Source organism: Agrobacterium sp. CGMCC 11546, assembly GCF_013365515.1.
GTDB classification, from domain to species: domain Bacteria; phylum Pseudomonadota; class Alphaproteobacteria; order Rhizobiales; family Rhizobiaceae; genus Agrobacterium; species Agrobacterium fabrum.
Map to the genome: position 1 here is coordinate 2,456,855 of NZ_CP047387.1, position 20,995 is coordinate 2,477,849.

At 59.0% G+C, this 20,995-nt stretch carries 16 protein-coding genes; 9 read left to right on the plus strand and 7 right to left on the minus strand.

Annotated features, from left to right (window positions below; all coding sequences use genetic code 11):
- Positions 1 to 173: 173 nt before the first annotated feature.
- The 4 genes from GSF67_RS12215 to GSF67_RS12230 are packed head-to-tail and all read right to left on the minus strand — an operon-like array spanning position 174 to position 4,378.
- Positions 174 to 1,406, minus strand: coding sequence for an extracellular solute-binding protein (locus GSF67_RS12215; protein ID WP_006310746.1), 1,233 nt, complete (start codon positions 1,404 to 1,406; stop codon positions 174 to 176).
- 38 nt (positions 1,407 to 1,444) lie between these two features.
- Entirely contained in the window at positions 1,445 to 2,302 is an 858-nt protein-coding gene (locus tag GSF67_RS12220; protein WP_006310747.1) for a carbohydrate ABC transporter permease, read from the minus strand.
- The gene (locus GSF67_RS12225) at positions 2,299 to 3,183 is read right to left on the minus strand and encodes a carbohydrate ABC transporter permease (RefSeq protein WP_006310748.1); all 885 of its coding nucleotides are present in this window, start codon (positions 3,181 to 3,183) and stop codon (positions 2,299 to 2,301) included. The genes GSF67_RS12220 and GSF67_RS12225 overlap by 4 nt, the downstream gene beginning before the upstream one ends.
- 13 nt (positions 3,184 to 3,196) lie before the next feature.
- Positions 3,197 to 4,378: a Gfo/Idh/MocA family protein gene (locus tag GSF67_RS12230; RefSeq protein WP_006310749.1), complete on the minus strand. Its 1,182-nt coding sequence runs from the start codon at positions 4,376 to 4,378 to the stop codon at positions 3,197 to 3,199.
- 440 nt (positions 4,379 to 4,818) lie between these two features.
- On the opposite strand from GSF67_RS12230, the gene GSF67_RS12235 reads away from it, so the two are divergent.
- Genes GSF67_RS12235 through GSF67_RS12250 form a run of 4 tightly spaced genes read left to right on the plus strand, consistent with a single transcriptional unit; the run spans position 4,819 to position 8,711 of the window.
- Positions 4,819 to 5,571: a GntR family transcriptional regulator gene (locus GSF67_RS12235; RefSeq protein WP_006310750.1), complete on the plus strand. Its 753-nt coding sequence runs from the start codon at positions 4,819 to 4,821 to the stop codon at positions 5,569 to 5,571.
- A 24-nt stretch (positions 5,572 to 5,595) separates the two neighbouring features.
- Positions 5,596 to 6,618: an SIS domain-containing protein gene (locus GSF67_RS12240; protein ID WP_006310751.1), complete on the plus strand. Its 1,023-nt coding sequence runs from the start codon at positions 5,596 to 5,598 to the stop codon at positions 6,616 to 6,618.
- Positions 6,615 to 7,781 (plus strand): N-acetylglucosamine-6-phosphate deacetylase, encoded by a 1,167-nt coding sequence (nagA, locus tag GSF67_RS12245; protein ID WP_006310752.1) that lies wholly within the window; start codon positions 6,615 to 6,617, stop codon positions 7,779 to 7,781. Before GSF67_RS12240 ends, nagA begins: the two co-directional genes overlap by 4 nt.
- Before the next feature lie 3 nt (positions 7,782 to 7,784).
- Positions 7,785 to 8,711: an ROK family protein gene (locus GSF67_RS12250; protein ID WP_006310753.1), complete on the plus strand. Its 927-nt coding sequence runs from the start codon at positions 7,785 to 7,787 to the stop codon at positions 8,709 to 8,711.
- 6 nt (positions 8,712 to 8,717) lie between these two features.
- Here the strand turns inward: GSF67_RS12250 and GSF67_RS12255 are convergent, their stop codons facing one another.
- Positions 8,718 to 9,974, minus strand: a complete 1,257-nt coding sequence (locus GSF67_RS12255; RefSeq protein ID WP_006310754.1) for an FAD-dependent oxidoreductase — start codon at positions 9,972 to 9,974, stop codon at positions 8,718 to 8,720.
- 33 nt (positions 9,975 to 10,007) lie between these two features.
- The gene (locus tag GSF67_RS12260; protein WP_035214722.1) at positions 10,008 to 10,709 is read right to left on the minus strand and encodes a phosphatase PAP2 family protein; all 702 of its coding nucleotides are present in this window, start codon (positions 10,707 to 10,709) and stop codon (positions 10,008 to 10,010) included.
- Between the two features lie 131 nt (positions 10,710 to 10,840).
- Here GSF67_RS12260 and dxr point away from each other — a divergent pair, with 131 nt between their 5' ends.
- Entirely contained in the window at positions 10,841 to 12,034 is a 1,194-nt protein-coding gene (gene dxr / locus GSF67_RS12265; RefSeq protein ID WP_006310756.1) for a 1-deoxy-D-xylulose-5-phosphate reductoisomerase, read from the plus strand.
- 35 nt (positions 12,035 to 12,069) lie between these two features.
- Here dxr and hemA read toward each other — a convergent pair whose 3' ends face one another.
- Positions 12,070 to 13,287 (minus strand): 5-aminolevulinate synthase, encoded by a 1,218-nt coding sequence (gene hemA, locus GSF67_RS12270; protein WP_006310757.1) that lies wholly within the window; start codon positions 13,285 to 13,287, stop codon positions 12,070 to 12,072.
- Between the two features lie 370 nt (positions 13,288 to 13,657).
- On the opposite strand from hemA, the gene GSF67_RS12275 reads away from it, so the two are divergent.
- The 4 genes from GSF67_RS12275 (at position 13,658) to GSF67_RS12290 (ending at position 20,861) form a co-directional block, all read left to right on the plus strand.
- The gene (locus GSF67_RS12275; RefSeq protein WP_004443753.1) at positions 13,658 to 13,909 is read left to right on the plus strand and encodes a YMGG-like glycine zipper-containing protein; all 252 of its coding nucleotides are present in this window, start codon (positions 13,658 to 13,660) and stop codon (positions 13,907 to 13,909) included.
- A gap of 175 nt (positions 13,910 to 14,084) precedes the next feature.
- Positions 14,085 to 16,010, plus strand: coding sequence for an autotransporter assembly complex family protein (locus GSF67_RS12280; RefSeq protein WP_050813466.1), 1,926 nt, complete (start codon positions 14,085 to 14,087; stop codon positions 16,008 to 16,010).
- 45 nt (positions 16,011 to 16,055) lie between these two features.
- A complete protein-coding gene (locus GSF67_RS12285) occupies positions 16,056 to 20,216 on the plus strand; it encodes a translocation/assembly module TamB domain-containing protein (RefSeq protein ID WP_035214703.1) in 4,161 nt (1,386 codons plus the stop codon).
- A gap of 168 nt (positions 20,217 to 20,384) precedes the next feature.
- The gene (locus GSF67_RS12290; RefSeq protein ID WP_003504949.1) at positions 20,385 to 20,861 is read left to right on the plus strand and encodes a chemotaxis protein CheW; all 477 of its coding nucleotides are present in this window, start codon (positions 20,385 to 20,387) and stop codon (positions 20,859 to 20,861) included.
- Positions 20,862 to 20,995 lie beyond the last annotated feature (134 nt).

Consider the following 20,995-nt stretch of genomic DNA (forward strand, 5'->3'; position numbering starts at 1 on the left):
TCAGTGGCCGACATCCGGCCACGTTCAGAGATGGTCCGAAACAGGTACAAAACCACACCGGATCGGAACCGTTGAAAGACACGGGAGGGAGCGCCAGAAAGAGCGCAGGAATTCCCGCGGCGAAATTGACCGGATGCGGGCGGCCTTGCGCCCGCATCCGTATTCATGAGGAATTATTTGTACTGCTCGAGAGCGGCGGATGCCTTCTTTGCGGCATCTTCCGGTGTTGCCTTGCCGGTCACGACAGACTGCACCATCTCGATCATCACGTCCTGGAAGCCCTTGTAGTCGGTGAAGAGCGGCTCGGGACCACCGTAGGCGATACCGTCGATCAGCGGCTTCCAGAAGGGATCCTTGGCGATGAACTCATCAACCTTCGGCGACGGACGAAGCGGGGTGAGACCAGCGCCGCCCTGCAACTCGTATTCGCCCTGCGGGCCGGGAGAGGTGATGAACTTGGCGAATTCGGTCGCCTTTTCTTCCACGCCGGTTCCCTTGAAGATGGCGAGGCTGTCGGTGATGAGCAGCGTGCCGGGACCCTTGGCTTCAGGGCCAAGCGGCAGGGTTGCGATGCCCCAGTTGATCTTCGTTGCCTGCAGACGGGTTGCAGCACCCGAACCGGCCTGAATCATGCCGACCTTGCCATCGAGGAAGATGGCGCGGATTTCATTCTGCTCATAGGCCGTCGGACCTTCAACGGAGTAAGGCGTGATGTCTTTGTAGGCCTTCAGGGCTGCAAGAACCTGCGGGCTGTCGACGGTGATCTTGTCACCATCGATGACTTTGCCGTTATTGGTGTAAACCCAGTGCATGAACTGGTGCATGGTGTTGTCGAAGGTCTTGGCGGGCAGGCCGTAACCGGCGATACCGGTCTTTTCCTTGATCTGCTTGGCAAAGGCGATCTCTTCAGCCCAGGTCTTCGGCGGTGTTTCCGGATCGAGACCGGCCTGCTTGAACAGGTCCTTGTTCCAGTAGAGCGCCTTGGTCGAGAAAGCGACCGGCACACCCCATTGCGTGTCCTCGAAGGTGACCGTGTCGACGATGTTGGGGTAATAGGTTTTCTTTTCGTCTTCGGTCATCGGCACCGGAACGATCAGATCGTTCTGCGCGAACTGCTTCAGCGTGCGCGAACCGACATAGGCCATGGAAACCGGCGTGCCGGCGGCTGCAAGCGTGGTGGCCTTGTCCTGGCATTGCTCCCAGCCGACAACCTCAGGCACGACTTTCCAGCCTGCGTTCTTGCCTTCCCATTCCTTGATGTATTTTTCATGGATGGGGTCCATCTTGTCGCCGCAATAGATCCAGCTGATCTCCTTGTCGGCGGCATGTGCCACCACCGTGCCAAGGGCGGTGGAACCGGCAAATGCGAAAGCGCAGAGCGCCAATCCGTAATGTTTCAGTGCCATATTTAGTCTCCCGTTTTGGTAGTCGTTCCGGTTATTGCTTATTTCACCGCGCCGGCGGTCAGCCCGCCGACGAGATATCGTTGCATCAGGAAGATCGCGATCATCGCCGGTGCGATGCCCACGAAGCTCGCCGCCATCAGTTCGTTCCAGACGACCTCCTGCCGGCCGAAATAGGCAAAGAGCCCCACCGGCAGTGGCATGTATTCCGTCTTTGAGTTGAAGGTCAGCGCGTAGATGAATTGCTGCGCATAGGCCTCGATGAAGGAGGAGATCGCGACAACGGCAATGCCCGGGGTTGCGATCGGCAAAACTACCCTGCGAAGCGTATAGAGCCTGCTCGCCCCATCCACATAGGCCGCTTCCTCCAACTCCCGCGGGATACGGCGCATATAGGTCACGAGAAGCAGGATGCCGGTGGGGATGATGAAAGCGACACCGGGAATGATCATCGCGAAATAGGTGTTCAGCACCCCGATGGACCGCATCAACCGAAACAGCGGGATGAGCAGCACTGCGCCGGAGAACATCTTCACCGCCAGGAATATTCCGAGTAACAGGCCGGCTCCCCTGAACTCGAAACGCGCGAAGGCATAAGAGGCGGGAATGACGAGCACAAGCACGATCAGGGTGATCGAACCCGCAATGAAGAACGAATTGAAAATATAAAGCGCGAAACCCGGCACGCTCACCCACATCGTCCGGTAGGCCTCGAAGGAACCGTTCTCCGGCCAGAACCTGTAGGGTGAAGAAAACAGCAGGCTGAGCGGCTTCAGCGACACCAGAAAGCCTTCGACGAAGGGCGCCAGCACGAAGGCCAGGAACACGGCGATACCGCAATAGATTCCGACCATTTCATACCAGGTGTAGCGGTTGATCCTCGCATGTCTGTCGGTCATCGCGTGGCCTCCTGCGAGAAACGGCGGGTGATGCGGAAATAGAAGAAGGTGAAGATCGACAGGAAGATGCAGATGAGTACCGCGCGCGCTGCACCTTCACCATATTTATAAGCGCCTATCGCCGTCTTGTAGGTGTCGATGATCATCGTTGTGGTTTCGCCGTTCGGACCACCACGCGTGAGGATCCAGATGATATCGAAGGAATTGAACGTCGAAATCAGTGATAGGACCGACATGGTGATCATGGCCGGCAGCATCAGCGGCAGCGTGATACGACGGAAGCGATAGGAGCGGCTGGCACCGTCCGTCCACGCTGCCTCGTAGAGATCCTGCGGAATGGACTGGATTGCGGCCAAAAGATAAAGCGTCACCATCGGCACGCCGATCCACACATCGGTGACGATCGTCGCCCAGAAGGCGGTCCTGCCATAGGCAAGAAAAGCAACCGGGCCGTCCACCAGGCCGAGATTCTGCAGCACCCCGGAAATCATGCCGAACTGGCCGTTATACATCCAGCCCCACATGAAGATGCCGATAGCCATCGGCACGATCCATGGCGGCATGGTCAGGATGCGAAACAGCGCACGGCCGGGAACGGCGGAGTTCAACAGCACTGCACCAAATGTGCCGATGATCATCTTTATCGAGACGGAAAAGAACGTCCAGACAAAGGTCCGCGTGATGACATCGGCAAAAGTCGCGTTGAAGATTTTCTCGTAATTGATGAAGCCGACCCAATTCGTCACTTTTTTAAGCGACGCATCGGTGAAAGACAGGATGAATGTGTCGACGAGCGGATAGGCGACGATCAGTGTGATGTAGAAAAGCGCCGGTAGAAGAAGAAACCAGGCGAAGATGACTGCGCTGCGTTTTGCATCCATTACGCAGCCCTCCTCAAGCCGATTTCACGGCGGGGGATTTAGGCTGACCGTGCAGCGCAAGATCGTACTCCTCCCACACCGGTTTGAGATCGACCACCTTGCGGCCATGGCGCGCTTCATCCATGGCAAGCGCCAGAATGCCGGCCTCGATCGCGTCGAGCGCGGAAACTGGCAAGGGCGCAGCCCTGACGATATGGGCGATCACATCCTCGGCCATCTGCTCATCCGCGCCATAATGCTGCGAGAGCGTGGTTGCCGCAGAATAGGTCTTGGCGACGGTTTTTTCATTGGTGCGGGCATTGTGAACGTTCAGGAAACCGCGCACGAAATCGCCCTCGGCCATGCCCTTTGCACCGATGACGCAGAAACGGCGGAAATCGTCGGGAACGTTGAGATTGGTATGGAAGGCGAGCGACGCGCCATTTTCATATTCGACGATTGCCGTCTGGTAATCGATGATGTCACCATCGCTGTCGAAGACCTTGTCGGAGCCCATCCAGCCGCTCGGCTTGCGATGGTAGACCTCCATGTCGTTGATGCCGTCATTCTGCGGCGCGTTCGCCGGCGTGAAGCTCTTGCGCCCGCCGAAGCTCGACACGAAACGCGGCCGGGCACCAACCACGCCATTATAGAGATCGAGATCGTGGCAGCATTTTTCCAGCATGAAGGAGCCGGAATAATTCTCGTAACGCCGCCAGTCGCGCATGAAGAATGCGCCATGATAGGGCGGAATATGTTCGGAAGCCTCGATGGAGACGACCTCACCCAGCTTGCCTTCAGCCTGCGCGGCGCGCAGATCGCGGTAAAGCGGCGAATAACGCAGGACGAGGCCGACCAGCAGCCGCTCATGGCCGTGCTTGTTGAGCAACCGGGCGAGCTCGAGGCTTTCCTCGATGCTGACGACGATGGGTTTTTCAGAAAAAATGGTGCAACCCGCTTCAAGCCCGATGCGGATATGCTCCAGATGCATGTGGTTCGGCGAGCCGATCATCAGGAGATCGAATTTTTCGCCGGCGATCAGCGCTTCCGGGCTGTCATAGACCTTGCCGGCAGAAATGCCCTTTTCCTGCAAACCCGGCAGACCTGCCGGATGAGGATCGACATAACCGACGATCTCGAAATCCTTGTCGATCTCGTGAAAAACGTAGCCCAGATAACCGAGACGGAATCCGAGTCCGATAATTCCCACCTTCATGAACTTTGTTCCCTGCTCACTCGTAAATAATTTTCGCAGAAGCAACCATTTCTGTGCTGGTTATTCAGTTATCTGCGATAATTTCTGACCATGATGAAATTAGTTTTCAGAACGGTCAAGCAAAATTCGATTTACTCTGGCAAGTCGCGGATAAGATACCGATTCTTCCAGGCCAGCGGGACGCGCAACAGCTATTCACCGGCAACCGATGCCAAAACAATACCAAAAAAATGCCAATCGTCTAGAGCAATTACGGCAATGGGAAAATTTTTTTGGTTAATGCGGATATTTCGATCACAAGGCCTTAATTTAAGGCATTTGAACGAAAAAAGCTCCGATTAATCATACAAGTTCGCTAATGGTTCTATTTTGGTATTGCCGATCGCGTCTTCTGTGGTATAGCCAGAAGCAGCCATATCGGATTGTGACAGAGGTTATGGATGAACGGGGCAGCGCTTAATCTGGAGGACCTGCAATCAGGCGGCGGTCCGCTGTACCTGAAATTGCGCCAGACGATCGAAGACGCCATCAATGGCGGCCGCCTGAAGCATGGCGACGCCCTGCCGCCGGAACGCGACATTGCCGAAAGCGCCTGCGTCAGCCGCGTCACGGTGCGCAAGGCGGTGGATGATCTCGTCCGCGACGGCCTTCTCGTTCGCCGGCATGGTTCGGGCACCTTTGTCGTCAAGCCCATCACCCGCATGCAACAGCCGCTGACCAAGCTCACCTCCTTTACCGAGGACATGCGCCGGCGCGGCATGACGGCAAGCACCCAATGGCTGGACAGGGGTCTTTTCCACCCCACCGGCGATGAGATGATGACACTCGGCCTTTCCCAGTCCGCCATGGTGGCACGGCTCACGCGCCTGCGTCTTGCCAATGACCAGCCGATCGCGCTGGAAGTCACCAGCCTGCCGGGGGATATTCTGCCCGATCCGCAACTCGTCGAAAATTCGCTTTATCTGGAGCTTGAAAAGAGCGGCATTCGCCCCGTGCGCGCCATTCAGCGCATCTCGGCCCGCAATCTCACGGATGAGGAAACCCTTCTGCTTGGGGTCCCGCTGGGCTCGGCAGCGCTTTCCGTTCAGCGCATGGCCTATCTCGAAAGCGGGCGCCTCATGGAAATATCCCTCGCGCTTTACCGCAGTGATGCCTACGACCTTGTCGCCGAACTGACGATGGGTCCAGAGTAAAACATTGATCAAGGACATGAAACGATGACAACCCTGATGCGCCAGGAAATCGATGAGATTCCCGATGCTGTCGCCCGCCTGCTGGACAATGCCAAGACCGACTTCCTGGAGGCCGGCAGCAAGTTGAAGGCCCGTGACCCGGCAGTCGTCGTTACCATTGCCCGCGGCTCCTCCGATCATGCCGCACATTTTCTGAAATATGCCATCGAATTGCAGACCGGTCTGCCGGTCGCCTCGCTCGGGCCTTCCCTCGCCTCCATCTATCAGACGAAACTGCGGCTGGAACGGGCAGCAGCCTTCGCCGTCTCGCAATCCGGCAAGAGCCCTGACATCGTTGCCCTCGCACAAAGCGCCCGCAAGGGCGGCGCGCTCACCTTCTCGCTCGTCAACACCCTGCCATCCCCCCTGGGTGAGGCGGCCGACCACGCCATCAATATCCAGGCGGGGCCGGAAAAGGCGGTTGCAGCGACCAAATCCTTCGTCAATTCCATCGTTGCCGGTCTGGCTATCCTTGCCGAATGGACGGAAGACAGCCTGCTTGCCAGGGCCGTCAGCGCCCTGCCGCAGAATTTCGCCAAGGCCATCGCGCTCGATTGGAGCCACATCGGCGAGGCGGTGAAGGGCGAAGAATCGCTTTACATGCTGGGCCGCGGTCCGGCGCTCGCCATTGCCGCAGAAGCTGCGCTGAAATGCAAGGAAACCTGCGAGCTGCATGCCGAAGCCTATTCCTCGGCCGAGGTCATGCATGGCCCGGTCTCGCTGGTGGCGCCGCAATTCCCCGTCATCGCCTTTGCCGCCCGCGACCGTGCCGAGACGTCGGTCACGGATATCGCCGCAAGCCTTGCCAATAAAGGTGCGAATGTTTTCGTCACCTCCACAAAGGGCAGCCCGGCCAAGCCCCTGCCCTTCGTGGAGACCAACCACCCGCTGACCGATGCATTGCTGCTGATTGCGCCGTTTTACGGCTTTATCGAACAATTATCCCGCGCACGCGGCTTCAACCCGGATGCACCCGTGGCATTGAAGAAGGTAACGGAAACCCAATGAGCGGCATCAAGGCATTTGTTGGCGCCCGCATTTTCGACGGCGCCGCATGGCACGAGGGCAGAGTGCTCGTGGTCGGTGACGGGCATGTTGCTGCCATCTCAGATAGCGTGCCAGCCGAAGCCGAGATGATCGATGTGAAGGGACTGCTGATCGCGCCTGGATTCATCGATCTCCAGGTCAATGGCGGCGGCGGGGTGATGTTCAACAACCAGCCGAATGTCGAAGGCATTGCCCGCATCTGTTCCGCTCACGCCAGGTTCGGCACAACGGCGCTGATGGTCACGCTCATTACCGACCGACCGGATGTAACCTCGAAAGCAGCGCAGGCCGGTATTGCCGCCGGCAAGACGCAGGTGCCGGGCTTTCTGGGCCTGCATTTCGAAGGACCGCATCTTTCCGTCGCACGCAAGGGGACACATGATCCGGCACTTATCCGCAAGATGGAGACGGCCGATCTTGCCGTTCTGATCGGCTGCAAGGCGGAACTGGCCTTCGTGATGACGACCATTGCCCCTGAGAACGTCACCGAGGAACAGGTCGCAGCGCTGAGAAAAGCCGGCATCGTGGTCAGTCTCGGCCATACCGATACCGGCCTTGATGTTGCGACGGCCTATATCGAGGCCGGCGCTTCCATGGTGACACATCTTTTTAACGCCATGAGCCCGCTTGGCCATCGCGAACCGGGTCTGGTTGGCGCCGCCCTTTCGAATGGCGGGCTGGATTGCGGGCTAATCGCTGACGGATTTCATGTCGATCCCGCCGCCATCGGCATTGCGCTACGCGCCAAGAATAGCCCGGGCCGGATTTTCCTCGTCACCGACGCCATGTCGACCATCGGCACGGATGACGATGGTTTCGAACTTAATGGCAGACGCGTCTATCGCAATGGCGGCCGACTGACACTTGAAGACGGCACGCTGGCTGGGGCGGATATCGACATGCTCTCCTGCGTCCGCTTCATGTATGAAAAGCTGGACACGCCGTTGGAGGAAGCTTTGAGAATGGCATCCGCCTATCCTGCACAGGCCGTCGGCGCATCGGGCAAGGGAAAACTCCTGCCCGGCTTCGATGCCGATTTTGTTGTGCTGACGCCCGGCCTCCAGATGCATTCGACCTGGATTGGCGGAGAAAAAACCTACGATGCCGTGCATTCCGGAGTGTGAACCATGATCGTTTGTTTCGATATTGGCGGAACGACCATCAAGGGCGCGATTGCCCATGCCCCGGACGACATTCGCCCCGTGCCACGCATACCAACGCCGAAAACCAGTTTCGAAGACTTCGCCGCCGGCCTCAAATCCGTCATCGATGCGAGCGGCGGCACGCCCGGTTGCGTTTCGTTGTCGATTGCCGGGGTCATCGATCCCGACACCGGCAAGGCCACCGTTGCCAATATTCCGAGCATTCATGGCCGGGTCTTGAAGGACGAGTTGGAAAAAGCCCTCAACCTTCCCGTCATCGTGTCCAATGACGCGGATTGCTTCGTGATCGCCGAATCGGAAATCGGCTCGGGTCAGGGCCACCGCGTGGTTTTCGGCGTCATCCTTGGAACCGGTGTCGGCGGCGGGCTGGTGATCGATGGCAAGCTCATCAACAGCCATGGCGGTTTTGCCGGCGAATGGGGCCATGGTCCCGTGGCCGCGACATCAGCCGGCAATCCGCCGGTCTCGCTGCCCCGCTTCGAATGCGGCTGTGGCCTCACCGGCTGTGTCGACGCCATCGGCAGCGCGCGAGGCATGGAAAAACTGCATGCGCACCTGCACCGGCAGGAGATGACCAGCGAGGATATTATCGCCGCCTGGCAGGCGGGCGACGCAAAAGCCGCCAGAACCATCGATGTCCTCATCGATATTCTCGCCTCGCCGCTGGCGATGGTGATCAATGTTACCGGCGCGACCATTGTGCCGGTGGGCGGCGGGCTTTCGAACTCGCGGGAGCTTCTCGCTGCATTGGATGAAGCAGTCAGGAGCCGCATTCTCCGGCGCTTCAACCGTCCACTGGTCGTGCCCGCCATCTGCCGCATCGAGCCGGGTCTGATCGGGTCAGCCGTTATCGGGTTGAAATATGCGCAGGAGATCGCCCGCCCGTCCTGACGACCCTCACAGCGTCTCGATCTTTTCCCGTCGGAAACCCAACCCCACCAGCCGGCCAGTCAGATGGGAAAGAAGCGGAAATCGAATGATCGCCCGCACGAAGGCAGGCGGGCCTTTGGGCTTTTCCGCTCTTTCCTCTTGCCCTTTCTTGCGACCGATACGCATCAGCCGCTGCAGAAACTGCGTGGCTTTTGTCGGGAAGGACCGTCGCTTTTCGATTGCGGCGAGGTCCTCGTCACGAATGGCCCGGCCGGACACCAGCACCGGCACCAATATATTGGCGGCGGCAACCGCATCCTGAATGGCCAGATTGACGCCTACGCCGCCGACGGGCGACATGGCATGGGCCGCATCGCCGATGCAGATCAGGCCGGGTTTCCACCAGCGCTTCAGACGGTCGATACGAACGGTCAGGAGATGCACATCGTCCCAGCTCTTGATTTCATCGAGCCTTTCGCGTGGGAAAGGGCAGATTTCCGCGACCCTGTCCCGGAAGGCTTCGATCCCCTCCAGCTTTATGTCCGCGAAAAATCCCTTGCGCACCACATAACCGCATTGCCAGTAGTCACCCCGGTTGATCATCACGAAACCCTGTCGCGAACCAGCATGCCCCATGGTTTCGGTCGGATCGTCAGGCTGTTTCGAAAGGCGCAGCCACAGCACCTCCGTCGGGATGCCGAAGCGCTGGACCTCGAGCCCTGCCGCCTCGCGAACGATGGAGTTGCGGCCATCCGCACCGACCACCAGATCGGCAGCGATCTCGAAGACGCCGTCAGGCGTTTCGACGGTGAGGCCGCCGACGCGCCCGTCCCGTTCGATAAGGCCGGTGACCGGCGCATTCATCAGCAGGCGGAAATTTTCATATTGCCCTGCCTTGCCGACGATGAAATTGAGAAAATCCCATTGCGGCATGAAGGCGATGAAACGGTGCCGGACGGGCAGGCGGGAAAAATCCGCAATCGTCACACGCTCGCCACCGATAACCGCGTTCAGCCGCGGCGCGCGTGTATGCGGAAGGCTTAAGAACTCCTCGATGAAACCGAGCTGTTCCATCAGTTCAAGCGTGGAAGGATGGATGGTGTCGCCACGAAAATCGCGCAGAAAATCCCCGTGTTTCTCGACGACGACAACATCGATACCGCTGCGGGCGAGCAGCAGGCCGAGCATCATGCCTGCCGGTCCGCCACCGGCCACGGCAACACAGGTGCGGATGTTCTGAACGGCTCTGCCGTCCTTTTCATGCCCGGCTTTCGCGTCTTCCATCACCCTCGCCCCATCCCGTCCCGTTAAATGTCTTTATCTTATTTCAGCCGCCGGAGGGCTTGCATTCTTCGGCTGCGGCCAGCCCTGTGCGTCGAAACGGAACAGCATTTCGAACCGGGCAAAGATAAAGGCGAAGGCCATGGCCGTCCACAGGCCGAGCAGCAGCCCGGCTGCGACATCGCTTGGATAATGCGCACCGACGATGACACGCGAAACGCCGATCACGAGCGCAAGCAGCAGGAACGCCCAGCGGAAGCGCGGCATCAGCATGGCGAAAACACCGAAAAACGCCCCGGCAGCCGTCGAATGGCCTGAAGGGAAACTCTCATAAAGATTGTCGCCGGTAAAAGGCGTGAGGCTGTAGGCGCCCATTTCCAGAAAAAGCTCCGGCCGCGCCCGCCCGATCAGGAATTTCAGCGTATGGACGAGAATACTCGCCGTGCCGATCGTCAGGAAAAAATAAGCGAGAAGCCGCCACGCCGTTCTCAGCCGCCCGCCATAGGTCTGCGCCTGCAGGACACGCGCGGCAACATAAGCAAGAATGGCGAGCGCGCCCGTGGAGTAAAGCATCCAACGGAAGGTTCCGAAATCGGTAATCGCGCGATTGAAGGTGACTATTCGGCCCGGCAGTGCCTGCGCGGTTTCGGAAAGGCGCGGATCGAAAGGAATGAAGACCAGAACCAGCACAAGGCTTGCCGCAAAAATCCAGCCGCTGGAAACCACGAAACGTCGCATCAACATCCTCTTGTCTTTTTCTTGCATATGGCTTTGCGCCTCACAAAAACAATAGCCTGGGCTTTGTCCTTGTTATGGCGGGTTTTCGCGAGTAGAGCCTAAATCTGCCAAATAAAACCGACGGGCTGAAGATGACGAATGCCAGTGAAGTGCCACGCAAGCTGACCATATTGGGTTCGACGGGTTCGATCGGTACCAATACTCTGGATGTAGTGCGTCAGCTGGGTGGCCGCGACGGGTTCGAGATCATGGCGCTGACCGGCGCGGGAAACATCGCGCTTCTGGCCGAACAGGCGCGGGAATTTGGCGCGCAGCTCGCGGTCACTGCGGACGATGATAAATATGAAGCGCTGAAATCGGCGCTGGCAGGCACCGGCATCAAGGTCGCGGCGGGCATAGCCGGCCTTGAAGAGGCAGCCTCGATGGATGCCGGCTGGGTGATGGCCGCGATTGCCGGCACCCCCGGCCTCGCCCCGACACTGACGGCCGCCCGGCGTGGTGCCGATATTGCACTTGCCAACAAGGAATGCCTCGTTTCGGCGGGCGATGTTTTTCTGCGCACGGTCAAACAGGGCGGCGGCCGGCTGATCCCGGTCGACAGCGAACACAGCGCAATCTTCCAGTGCCTGACGGGTGAACACAAACAGGCGGTGGAACGCATCGTGCTGACGGCTTCCGGCGGGCCGTTCCGCACCTGGTCGCGGGACGAGATGTCCAACGTCACGGCGGATATCGCCCGCGCCCATCCCAACTGGTCGATGGGGCTGAAGGTCTCGATCGGCAGTGCCTCTATGTTCAACAAGGGCCTGGAAATGATCGAGGCGAAATATCTCTTCGATCTCAGGCCTGATCAGGTGGACGTGATTGTCCATCCACAATCGATCATCCATTCGATGGTTGGCTACACTGACGGCTCCTATATCGCGCAGCTCGGCTCTCCCGACATGCGCACCGCCATCTCCTATGCCCTCACCTATCCTGAGCGCGGCAATCTGAGCGTCGAGCGCCTGGATTTCGCGAAACTGGCGCGGCTCGATTTCGAAGCACCGGACGAAGCCCGCTTCCCGGCGCTACGGCTCGCGCGCATGGCGCTGGAGCGCGGCGGTTTGCAGGGCGCGGCCCTGAACGCAGCCGAGGAGACCGCCTTTCATGCCTTCGTCGCTGGTGGCATCGGTTTTCTCGACATGGCCGAAATTGTTGAAACGGTGATGGACCGTATGCATGACGGCCGCACCGCCGAGACGATGGACGACGTTTTTTCGGCAGACGAAGAGGCCCGCCGCCATGCACTGGAACTCATCGCCACAAAAGAAAAGGCCGCGTGAACGCGGCCCTGACCTCTTCAATCTGAACGGCTGCCTTAAGCCACCGCACGCGCCAGTGCGCAATGCGACCAGAGCTGATGCAGCGCACCGACAAGCTGCTCGATATCGGCATCAGTGTGCAGCGGTGTCGGTGTAATACGCAGGCGCTCTGTCTTGCGCGGCACGGTCGGGTAATTGATCGGCTGCACATAGACGCCGTGATTGTCGAGCAGGATATCCGAAATCCACTTGCACTTGGCGGCATCGCCGACCATGACCGGCACGATGTGGCTTGGATTGTCCATATGCGGAATGCCGCGGGCATCGAGAAGACCGCGCAGCTTGCGGACCCGATCCTGATGACGCGCGCGCTCAAAGGGGCTAGCCTTCAGATGCTGGATCGACGCGATAGCGCCGGCGGCAAGCGACGGTGGCAGGGCCGTCGTGAAGATGAAGCCGGATGCGAAAGAACGGATGAAATCGCAGACTGCGGTGGAGCCGGTGATATAACCGCCCATCACGCCGAAGGCTTTGCCAAGTGTACCCTCGATGATCGTGAGACGATCCATCAGGCCTTCGCGCTCGGCAATGCCGCCACCGCGCGGGCCGTACATGCCGACGGCATGGACTTCGTCGAGATAGGTCATGGCGCCGTAACGGTCGGCCAGATCGCAGATTTCCCTGATCGGCGCGATATCGCCATCCATAGAATAGACGGATTCAAAGGCAATCAGCTTCGGCGCACTGGGATCGGCAGCCTTAAGCTTCGCTTCGAGATCTTCGAGATCGTTGTGTTTCCAGATCACCCGCTCGCAACGACCGTAACGAATGCCCTCGATCATCGATGCGTGGTTGAGCGCGTCGGAGAAGATGATGAGGCCCGGAATTTTCTGGCCGAGCGTGCCGAGGGTTGCCCAGTTGGAAACATAACCCGACGTGAAAATCAGGGCTGATTCCTTGCCGTGCAGATCGGCGAGTTCCTGCTCCAGCAGGACATGATAATGGTTGGTGCCAGAAATGTTCCGGGTGCCTCCCGCACCCGCGCCACAGTGATCGATGGCGGCTTTCATTGCTTCGATGACTTTCGGGTTCTGGCCCATGCCGAGATAGTCGTTGGAGCACCAGACGGTTACGTCCTTGCGATCGCCATTGGCATTGTACCGTGTCGCGCGGGGAAAATTGCCCTGCTGGCGTTCGATATCCGCAAAAACGCGATAACGTCCCTCAGAATGCAGGCTTTGCAGTTCCGTCGTAAAAAATGCCTCGAAGTCCATGCCATGCTCCAGAATTGACCAGACCGTTTTCCGCTCCGACACCGGGACCGTCAACCCTTTCGGGCCACTTTAACCACGTCTGCGTCAATTCGCCGTTGTTTTGAACCATTCCAATAAACCGTTTATAGACGCTTATGAAAAGTGCAAAATTGATTCACATCAAAAAACCGAGAGATTTGGAACCTTTTCCGCGTGGCGCCGTTGTCTGGCACGCAATCGATTTACGCTCGAAGGAATGCCGAAAGACGAGGCTTCCCTAAACGACATCGAATTGTTAGTTATCTGTGGCGGTCGGAGGTAGCAGTCGCCGCAGATAAATATGGGACGCCTACCGAGCCGAAGAGCTCATTGTAACGTTGGAGAGAGTTTCATGAAAAAGGCAATCATATTTGCGCTGGTCGGCCTGTCGCTTGCAAGCTGCACGCAGACCGAAAAGGGTGCTTCGATCGGTGCCGTTTCCGGCGCTGTTATCGGTGGTGCGGTCACTGGTAACGTTCGTGGCGCAGCAGTTGGCGCAGCCATCGGCGGCGTGGGCGGTGCTCTGATCGGTAACGCTTCCGAGCCGGGCTATTGCTATTATCGCGACCAGTATGGCCAGCGTTACACGGCACGTTGCCGCTAATCGCTGCACGATATACAGTTGCACAGAAGCCCCGGTCACCCGGGGCTTTTTGCGTTAATGGCGGCAAAACATCAGCGCGAGGGTCCTCAAAGCCGTTTATTTATGATTAAATTGCAATGTTAACGGACAGGAAACGGGTTAGGGCGACAATAAATGCTCAACCATAAAGCAGCTTATGCGAAGAACACGAACTAACCCGAAGACAGGTATTGCGTATCGGAAAGCTGGCACCGCGCTTGCGGTTGCTTTGACGTTCGCCCTGTATCCGGCGTTTGCCCGTGATGCTTTCGCCTTCAAACTGTTCGGCATGCGCCTCTGGGGTTCGGAAGAACCGGAGGTCGAAGTTATCAACCCGGTCAAATATGCCGTCACGCTTGACGCGGCCGACGCCGACAAGTCCCTGAAGAGCAGTCTGGAAAACAGCTCGCTTCTTCTGGCCGACAAGGACAAACCTGCCTCCGGCGATCTCGGCCTTCTGATAAAGGCGCGAGACGACAGGGACAGGCTGATCGCGGCACTTTATGAAAACGCCCGTTATGGCGGCATCGTCAACGTGACCGTGGCCGGAAAGAACGTTGATGACCTGCCTCCCAACCCGGTTTTCGATCACAGCACGCCTGTACCCGTGGTCATAACGGTAACGCCGGGCCCGAAATTTACCCTCGGCAACGTTCGCCTTGAAGGCGATGTAACGGGCCGCAATCTTGATGAATACGGCCTGATCGCCGGCGGTGATGCCGGGTCTCTGGCAATTATCCGCGCCGGCAACAAGCTGATCGATGATCTGAAGGCGGAAGGCCGGCCGCTCGCGAAACTGACGAAACGCGAGGCGGTCGCAAACCACGCGACGAATACGGTCGACATTACGATGGCAGCTGAAGGTGGCCCCGTTGCGCCGCTCGGCACAGTCACCGTCACCGGTGAAAAAACCGTCGATGGCGACTTCATCCGCCGTTATTCGCGCCTTAATGGCGGCGAGCCCTATTCACCGGAAAAGCTGCGCAAAGCCGCCGACCGCCTGCGCCAGCTCGGCGTCTTTTCCAGCCTGACGATCAAGGAGGCGGGGACGCTTGCCCGCGACGGAACCATTCCGCTCACCATCGAAGTATCCGAAGGCAAGCACCGTTATTTTGGCGTCGGCGCTCAATATTCGACGACCGAAGGTATCGGGCTTCAAGGATATTGGGGTCACCGTAACCTCTTCGGACAGGCGGAATCACTGCGCATCGAAGGCTCTGTCTCGCGTATCGCAGAGGCATCCAGCGTCGAAGGCATGGATTATTCGGCGGGCATTACCTTCACCAAGCCGGGGATGTTCAACCCCCGCACGACGTTCAAGACCAGCCTGATTGCCAAGACCGAAAACCCGGACACCTACAGGGCCAAAACGCTGACGGGCACGGCGGGTTTCGCCTACGAACTGAACGATACGGACACAGCCGCCGCGGGTCTGGAGGTCCAATGGGCCGATACCGAAGATGCATTCGGCAAAAACGAATATCTGACGACCTCGATACCGCTGGAATTTGTGCGCGACACGCGCGACGATAAGCTTAATCCGACCGAAGGTTTTCGCGCATCCTTGGCCGCCAAGCCAAGCTATGAAGCGCTCAATGGCACGTTCTTCTCCTCTTTCGAAGGCTCTATCACCGGCTATAAGGGACTTGGTGCCGAAGACCGGTTGATCATGGCAGGAAAGCTCTCCGGCGGTGTTCTGGTGGGCGGCAGCGATCTACAGGATATACCGACCACCCGCCGCTTTTTCGCCGGTGGCGGCGGATCGGTGCGCGGCTATAGCTACCAGGAGATTTCGCCCTATAATGCGGCGGGCGATGCGACTGGCGGCCGCTCCTACGTGGTTGGCTCCGTTGAGGCCCGCATCAAGGTCACCGATACCATCGGCCTTGTGCCGTTTTTCGACGCCGGCGTCGTTTCTGATGGGGTAACACCCGATTTCTCCGATATCCGGGCCGGTGCCGGTATCGGCCTGCGTTACGCGACGCCCTTCGGGCCTCTGCGTCTCGATGTCGCCATGCCGCTCGAAAAATACGACGGCGGCAACAATTTCGGCATTTATGCTGGCATCGGCCAGTCTTTTTAAACGCCGCAGTCGAACACCCTTGCAACAGAGTGTAGATTACCCTTGATGAAAACGTTGATTCGATTGCTGAAATGGCTAGGCTACGCTGCACTCTGCTGCGTGGTGCTGGTGTTGCTTGCGGTTCTGTTCGTCGGTTTTACGCCGATGGGCGCCCGGATTGCCGCAAACCAGATTTCATCGCTCGTATCGACACCCGATCAGACGATCGAGATTTCTCCTCCGGGCGGCCTTCTGACCGGCCGCCTGCGGCTCGATAACGTCACGCTTTCAGATCGGCAGGGCCCCTATGCCCGCCTGAACCAGATTGCCGTCGACTGGTCGCCACTGTCACTGCTTGCCGGCACCTTCCATGCTGACCATGTCTCGGCCGGATCGATCGATGTGGAGCGCCAACCGCTGCCGGCCCAGCAGACGACAGGCAAGAGCTCCGGCGGTTCTTCCCTTCCTATTGAAATCGTCATCGATAATTTCAGCTTCCCGGATATCAGCCTTGGGCAATCGCTTCTCGGCCGCGCCTTCGACTTGACGGCGGAAGGCAACCTCAAGGCCGCCCAGGACGACATGCGGCTTTCGCTCACCGCTCACAGGCGAAATGCAGTGGATGCGGAGGTCAATGCCGACGTTGCATTCCTGCCGAATGAGAACGTGCTGAAGCTGAAAGCCGAGATGAAGGAACCCGAAGGCGGCCTGCTCGCCACACTGCTTTCGCTCCCCGGCACGCCTGCGGTGGCGATAGACCTCAATGGCGAAGGCCCACTTTCCAGCTGGACGGGCACCCTGCGCGGCAATGTCGCCGGCAATGCGGTGGTCAACGTTACCGGCCGTCATCTCCTTGGCGACGACGGAACGCGCCGTATAGAGATTGCAGGCGGCGGCCAGCCCGATCTGCTGCTGCCACCTGCGTTCCGTCAGCTTTTTGCCGGTGAGACGAAACTCGACGCGAATGCCACACTCTACCCGCAGGGCCGCATCGAAATCGGCAGCAGTACGCTTGAGACCGGTGCGTTGCTGCTGACGGCATCAGGCACCGTCGATCCGAATGGTCAGAACGATTTGGCCGCCAATCTCATCGGCACCGCCGGCCCCGTGGATTTCCGCTGGCCACTCGGCAATGGTGAAATTCAGGCCCTCATCAACGGCCTCGATCTTTCCCTGAAGGGTGGTGCGGATGCCGCACACCTCAACACCACGATTTCCCTGCGCAGCCTCGCGCTGCCACAGGGGCGGCTTGACGATGTCAAACTGACCGCCGAGAGCGCCGATCTCAATATCGCCAACCGCAGCGGCACGATCGCTACCGTCCTGTCCGTCGCGCAATCATCCTTCGTCAGTCCAGATATCGACCGGCTGGTACGCGCGCCTCTTACCATCAAGGCGCCGCTCAGTCTTACCTCTTCCGCCATCGGTTTTAACGGCGCAACGCTGGAAAGCGCCAGCGTCGGCGGCACGCTAAACGGCAGTTTCGATCTCACTGATAACCGCCTGACGTCAAGCGTTCAGCTCTTCGCGTTACCCGCCACGCTTCCACCGGCACTCGCGGAAAAATTCGACACCACCATCGCCCTCCAGGGCGACATCGACCTGATCATCGGTGGACGCACCAGTATCGAGAACCTCGTCATCAAGTCAGGAACGATCGAGGCGGCTGGTAATGTCAGCCTCGAAAATGATGCACTAAGCGCCGACCTCAAGGGTAAATTCCCGGCACTCGAAAAGCTGACGCCGCAGGCGAAGGGCATCGCCGATTTTGCAATCGAAGCCAGCGGCGCGCTCGCCGCCCCTGATTTCAACGTGACCCTGAGTTCCGAAAGCGCCATCCTTGCCGGACGAAAACTCGAAACATTGAAGGTCACTGCCTCCGGCAAGGCCGACCCGGCCGCACCACAGGCAAAGCTGACGGCCAGCGGCAGCCTCGACCGGCAGAAGATCGACGCCAACGCCAATGTGGTGCAGACCGAGAACGGCACGGCAATACCCGAACTTCATGTCGCGGTGGGCCGCAACATTCTGGACGGGAAGCTGCAATTTTCGCAGCAGTTCCTGCCGACGGGCAATCTCTCCTTCAATTTCCCCGATCTCGCCCTGCTGGCCGCACTGGCCGCCCAGCAGGCGGATGGCGATATTGCCGGCGATATCGCGCTGAGCAACGTCAATGGCAAGATCGCCGCGACGATAAAGGCAAATGGCGGCAATATCCGCCAGGGCACGACAACGATTTCAAAACTGGCCGCCGATATTTCGATCGATGACATCAAGGCTCTCGCCATCAACGGCAAGATCAGCGCCGACAGCGTCAATGCCGGCACGGCCGCGATTTCAGGCCTGAATGCCACCATCGGACATTCGGGCACAACGACTGCGTTCGATGTCAACGGCCGCTATGACAATGCGCCTCTGGTGGTGAAAGGCAGCGCCGATACCGGCGGTTCACCCATGACCGTGCGGGTCGACGCCTTTTCGGCCGCCCCCAAGGGAATTCCAGTACGGCTTGAAAAACCAAGCACCATCGCCATCCAGAATGGTACGGCCCGCATCACCGATCTGACCATCATCACGGGCGATGGTCGCGTTGAGGTCAACGGCACCGCCGGTTCGACCCTCGATATCAAGGCCGATATCCGCGCGCTTCCCGCAAACTTGGCAAACGCCTTTGCCGCCGGGCTGGATGCAGCGGGCAGCATATCCGGTACCGTCAACGCCAAGGGCGCGGCATCCGACCCCTCGGTCGATTATAATCTGAACTGGGACAATGCCGAGGTTGCGCAGACGCGTGCCGCCGGGCTTGCCGCCCTTGGTATCAAGGCGAATGGCCGGTTTGTCGGCGGCAACTTGCAGATCGACACTGACGTGACCGGTCAAGGCGGCATGTCGCTTTCCGGCGGCGGCTCGCTCGGCATCGCCGGCAATCGTCCACTTTCCATGGCATTTTCCGGCCGGCTGCCTTTCAGCGCCGTTGCAGCACAAACCGCCGCACAGGGCCTTGATGTGGATGGCACCGCCGCCATCGACGTCAAGATCTCCGGCACTGCATCCGCACCTGTGGTGACCGGCAGCATCACCACCGATGGCACGCGCCTGACGGATGTGCGCCGGAACCTGACGATCAATGGCCTGGGCGCAACGATCACGTTTGACCGCGACCGTGCCGTCATTTCCAGATTGACGGGCAAACTCGCCGGCGGTGGAACGATCTCAGGAACCGGCAGCGTCGGCATTGCCGGCGGCTCGGGTTTCCCCGCCGATATTTCGATCACGCTCGATCGCGCCGGTTATAATGACGGTACGCTGGTAACGACGGTGGTGAGCGGCACGCTGACGCTGAAAGGGCCACTGCTGAATTCGCCAGTGCTCGGTGGCAACCTGACGCTCGACAGAAGCGCCATCACCATTCCGGAGAAACTTCCGGCCTCGCTGACGGAAATCGACGTCAAGCACAAGAACGCACCGCCAAAGGTACGCGCTCAGGCCAAGGCGCTCGGAGCGGACCAGGGCGGAAGCGGAAGCTCCTCCACCATCAATCTGGATCTGCAGGTGAATGCGCCGAGCGGCATCTTCGTGCGCGGCCGCGGCATTGATGCGGAACTGACGGGCAATCTGACCATCCGCGGCACGGCCGCCGTTCCCGTCATCTCCGGCGGCTTTGAAATGCGCCGCGGCCGGCTGGAAATCCTCACCCGCCGCCTGGATTTCACGACAGGCAATATCACCTTTGGCGGCGGCCTTGTCCCGGTTCTCGATATGAAGGCGGATTCGACGGTGGGTTCGACCACGGTCACCGTATCCGTTTCCGGCAATGCCAACGACCCGACCTTTGCCTTCTCCTCCGCCCCGGCGCTGCCGCAGGATGAGGTGATGGCGCAGCTGATCTTCGGACAGTCCATGTCGAAGCTCTCCGCGCTGCAGATCGCGCGGCTGGCCGATGCCGCCGCCCAGCTCGCCGGCGGACGCTCAACCTCGCTGTTCGACAAGCTCCGAAGCAATCTCGGTGTCGACGATCTCGATATTTCCACGGATTCCGAGGGACAGGCCCGCGTTTCCGCCGGCAAATATCTCAATGAAAGAACCTATCTTGAGCTGCAGCAGAGCGGCGAATCCGGTGCAAAGGCGATCATCAACCTCGATGTCGGGCGCGGCGTGAAATTGCGCGGCGAAGCGGGCGGCAATGGCGAAGGTGCGGCCGGGATATTTTACGAGAAGGAATATTGAGACGGCTCCGCATTTAGGTTTGCGAAACCATCTCATGATACGAATCTTCCATTGAAGACGGAAATGGTATTTCCGGCTGTTCAGGCACCAGGCAGAACGCCAAATTCGCACATGCAAGTGTCGGTGCACTTGCGCCGGCCTCCACAGCGAGCATTGGGAAGAATTCTGATGGCAATGATTAACTCTACCAATTTTGGCGGTGAGACGCTCGAAATCATCGCATTCCGCCTGCATGATCAGGAGTTCTGCGTGAAGACGACGACCATCCGCGAAATCCGCGGCTGGGCGCCTTCCACGCCCATTCCCCACGCGCCGAAAGACGTCATCGGCGTCATGAACCTGCGCGGCTCGGTCATTCCGATCATCGATCTGGCCCACAAGCTCGGCATGAAGAGCACCGTCGCCAATGAACGAAGCGCCATCGTGGTAGCCGAAGTGCACAACATGGTCATCGGCATGCTGGTTGACCGCGTTTCGGACATCCTCACGATCCCGGCGAACCAGGTACAGCCGGTTCCGGAAATCTCGGCGTCTTTCGACAAGTCCTATTCCGAAGGCATCATTGCCAACGAACACGGAATGATCTGCTTCCTGAACCTCGCAAAGATGTTCAAGGGAACCGAAGCCGAAGATCTTGCCGCCTGATCAGGCGATGACAGTCTGACGCAAGCGTTTCACTGCTATCATCGACAACAGAACCAGACCGCCGGAGCACCCCCGGCGGTTTTTGTTTCCCGCGCGCCCCACAACTTAAATAAGAACATTTTAATATTATAGAT

Bases quoted from the DNA above. Each gene is read 5' to 3' on its own strand.
- GSF67_RS12215 (WP_006310746.1), bottom strand. From the start codon at position 1,406: ATGGCACTGAAACATTACGGATTGGCGCTCTGCGCTTTCGCATTTGCC.
- GSF67_RS12220 (WP_006310747.1), bottom strand. From the start codon at position 2,302: ATGACCGACAGACATGCGAGGATCAACCGCTACACCTGGTATGAAATG.
- GSF67_RS12225 (WP_006310748.1), bottom strand. From the start codon at position 3,183: ATGGATGCAAAACGCAGCGCAGTCATCTTCGCCTGGTTTCTTCTTCTA.
- GSF67_RS12230 (WP_006310749.1), bottom strand. From the start codon at position 4,378: ATGAAGGTGGGAATTATCGGACTCGGATTCCGTCTCGGTTATCTGGGC.
- GSF67_RS12235 (WP_006310750.1), top strand. From the start codon at position 4,819: ATGAACGGGGCAGCGCTTAATCTGGAGGACCTGCAATCAGGCGGCGGT.
- GSF67_RS12240 (WP_006310751.1), top strand. From the start codon at position 5,596: ATGACAACCCTGATGCGCCAGGAAATCGATGAGATTCCCGATGCTGTC.
- nagA (WP_006310752.1), top strand. From the start codon at position 6,615: ATGAGCGGCATCAAGGCATTTGTTGGCGCCCGCATTTTCGACGGCGCC.
- GSF67_RS12250 (WP_006310753.1), top strand. From the start codon at position 7,785: ATGATCGTTTGTTTCGATATTGGCGGAACGACCATCAAGGGCGCGATT.
- GSF67_RS12255 (WP_006310754.1), bottom strand. From the start codon at position 9,974: ATGGAAGACGCGAAAGCCGGGCATGAAAAGGACGGCAGAGCCGTTCAG.
- GSF67_RS12260 (WP_035214722.1), bottom strand. From the start codon at position 10,709: ATGCGACGTTTCGTGGTTTCCAGCGGCTGGATTTTTGCGGCAAGCCTT.
- dxr (WP_006310756.1), top strand. From the start codon at position 10,841: ATGACGAATGCCAGTGAAGTGCCACGCAAGCTGACCATATTGGGTTCG.
- hemA (WP_006310757.1), bottom strand. From the start codon at position 13,287: ATGGACTTCGAGGCATTTTTTACGACGGAACTGCAAAGCCTGCATTCT.
- GSF67_RS12275 (WP_004443753.1), top strand. From the start codon at position 13,658: ATGAAAAAGGCAATCATATTTGCGCTGGTCGGCCTGTCGCTTGCAAGC.
- GSF67_RS12280 (WP_050813466.1), top strand. From the start codon at position 14,085: ATGCGAAGAACACGAACTAACCCGAAGACAGGTATTGCGTATCGGAAA.
- GSF67_RS12285 (WP_035214703.1), top strand. From the start codon at position 16,056: ATGAAAACGTTGATTCGATTGCTGAAATGGCTAGGCTACGCTGCACTC.
- GSF67_RS12290 (WP_003504949.1), top strand. From the start codon at position 20,385: ATGGCAATGATTAACTCTACCAATTTTGGCGGTGAGACGCTCGAAATC.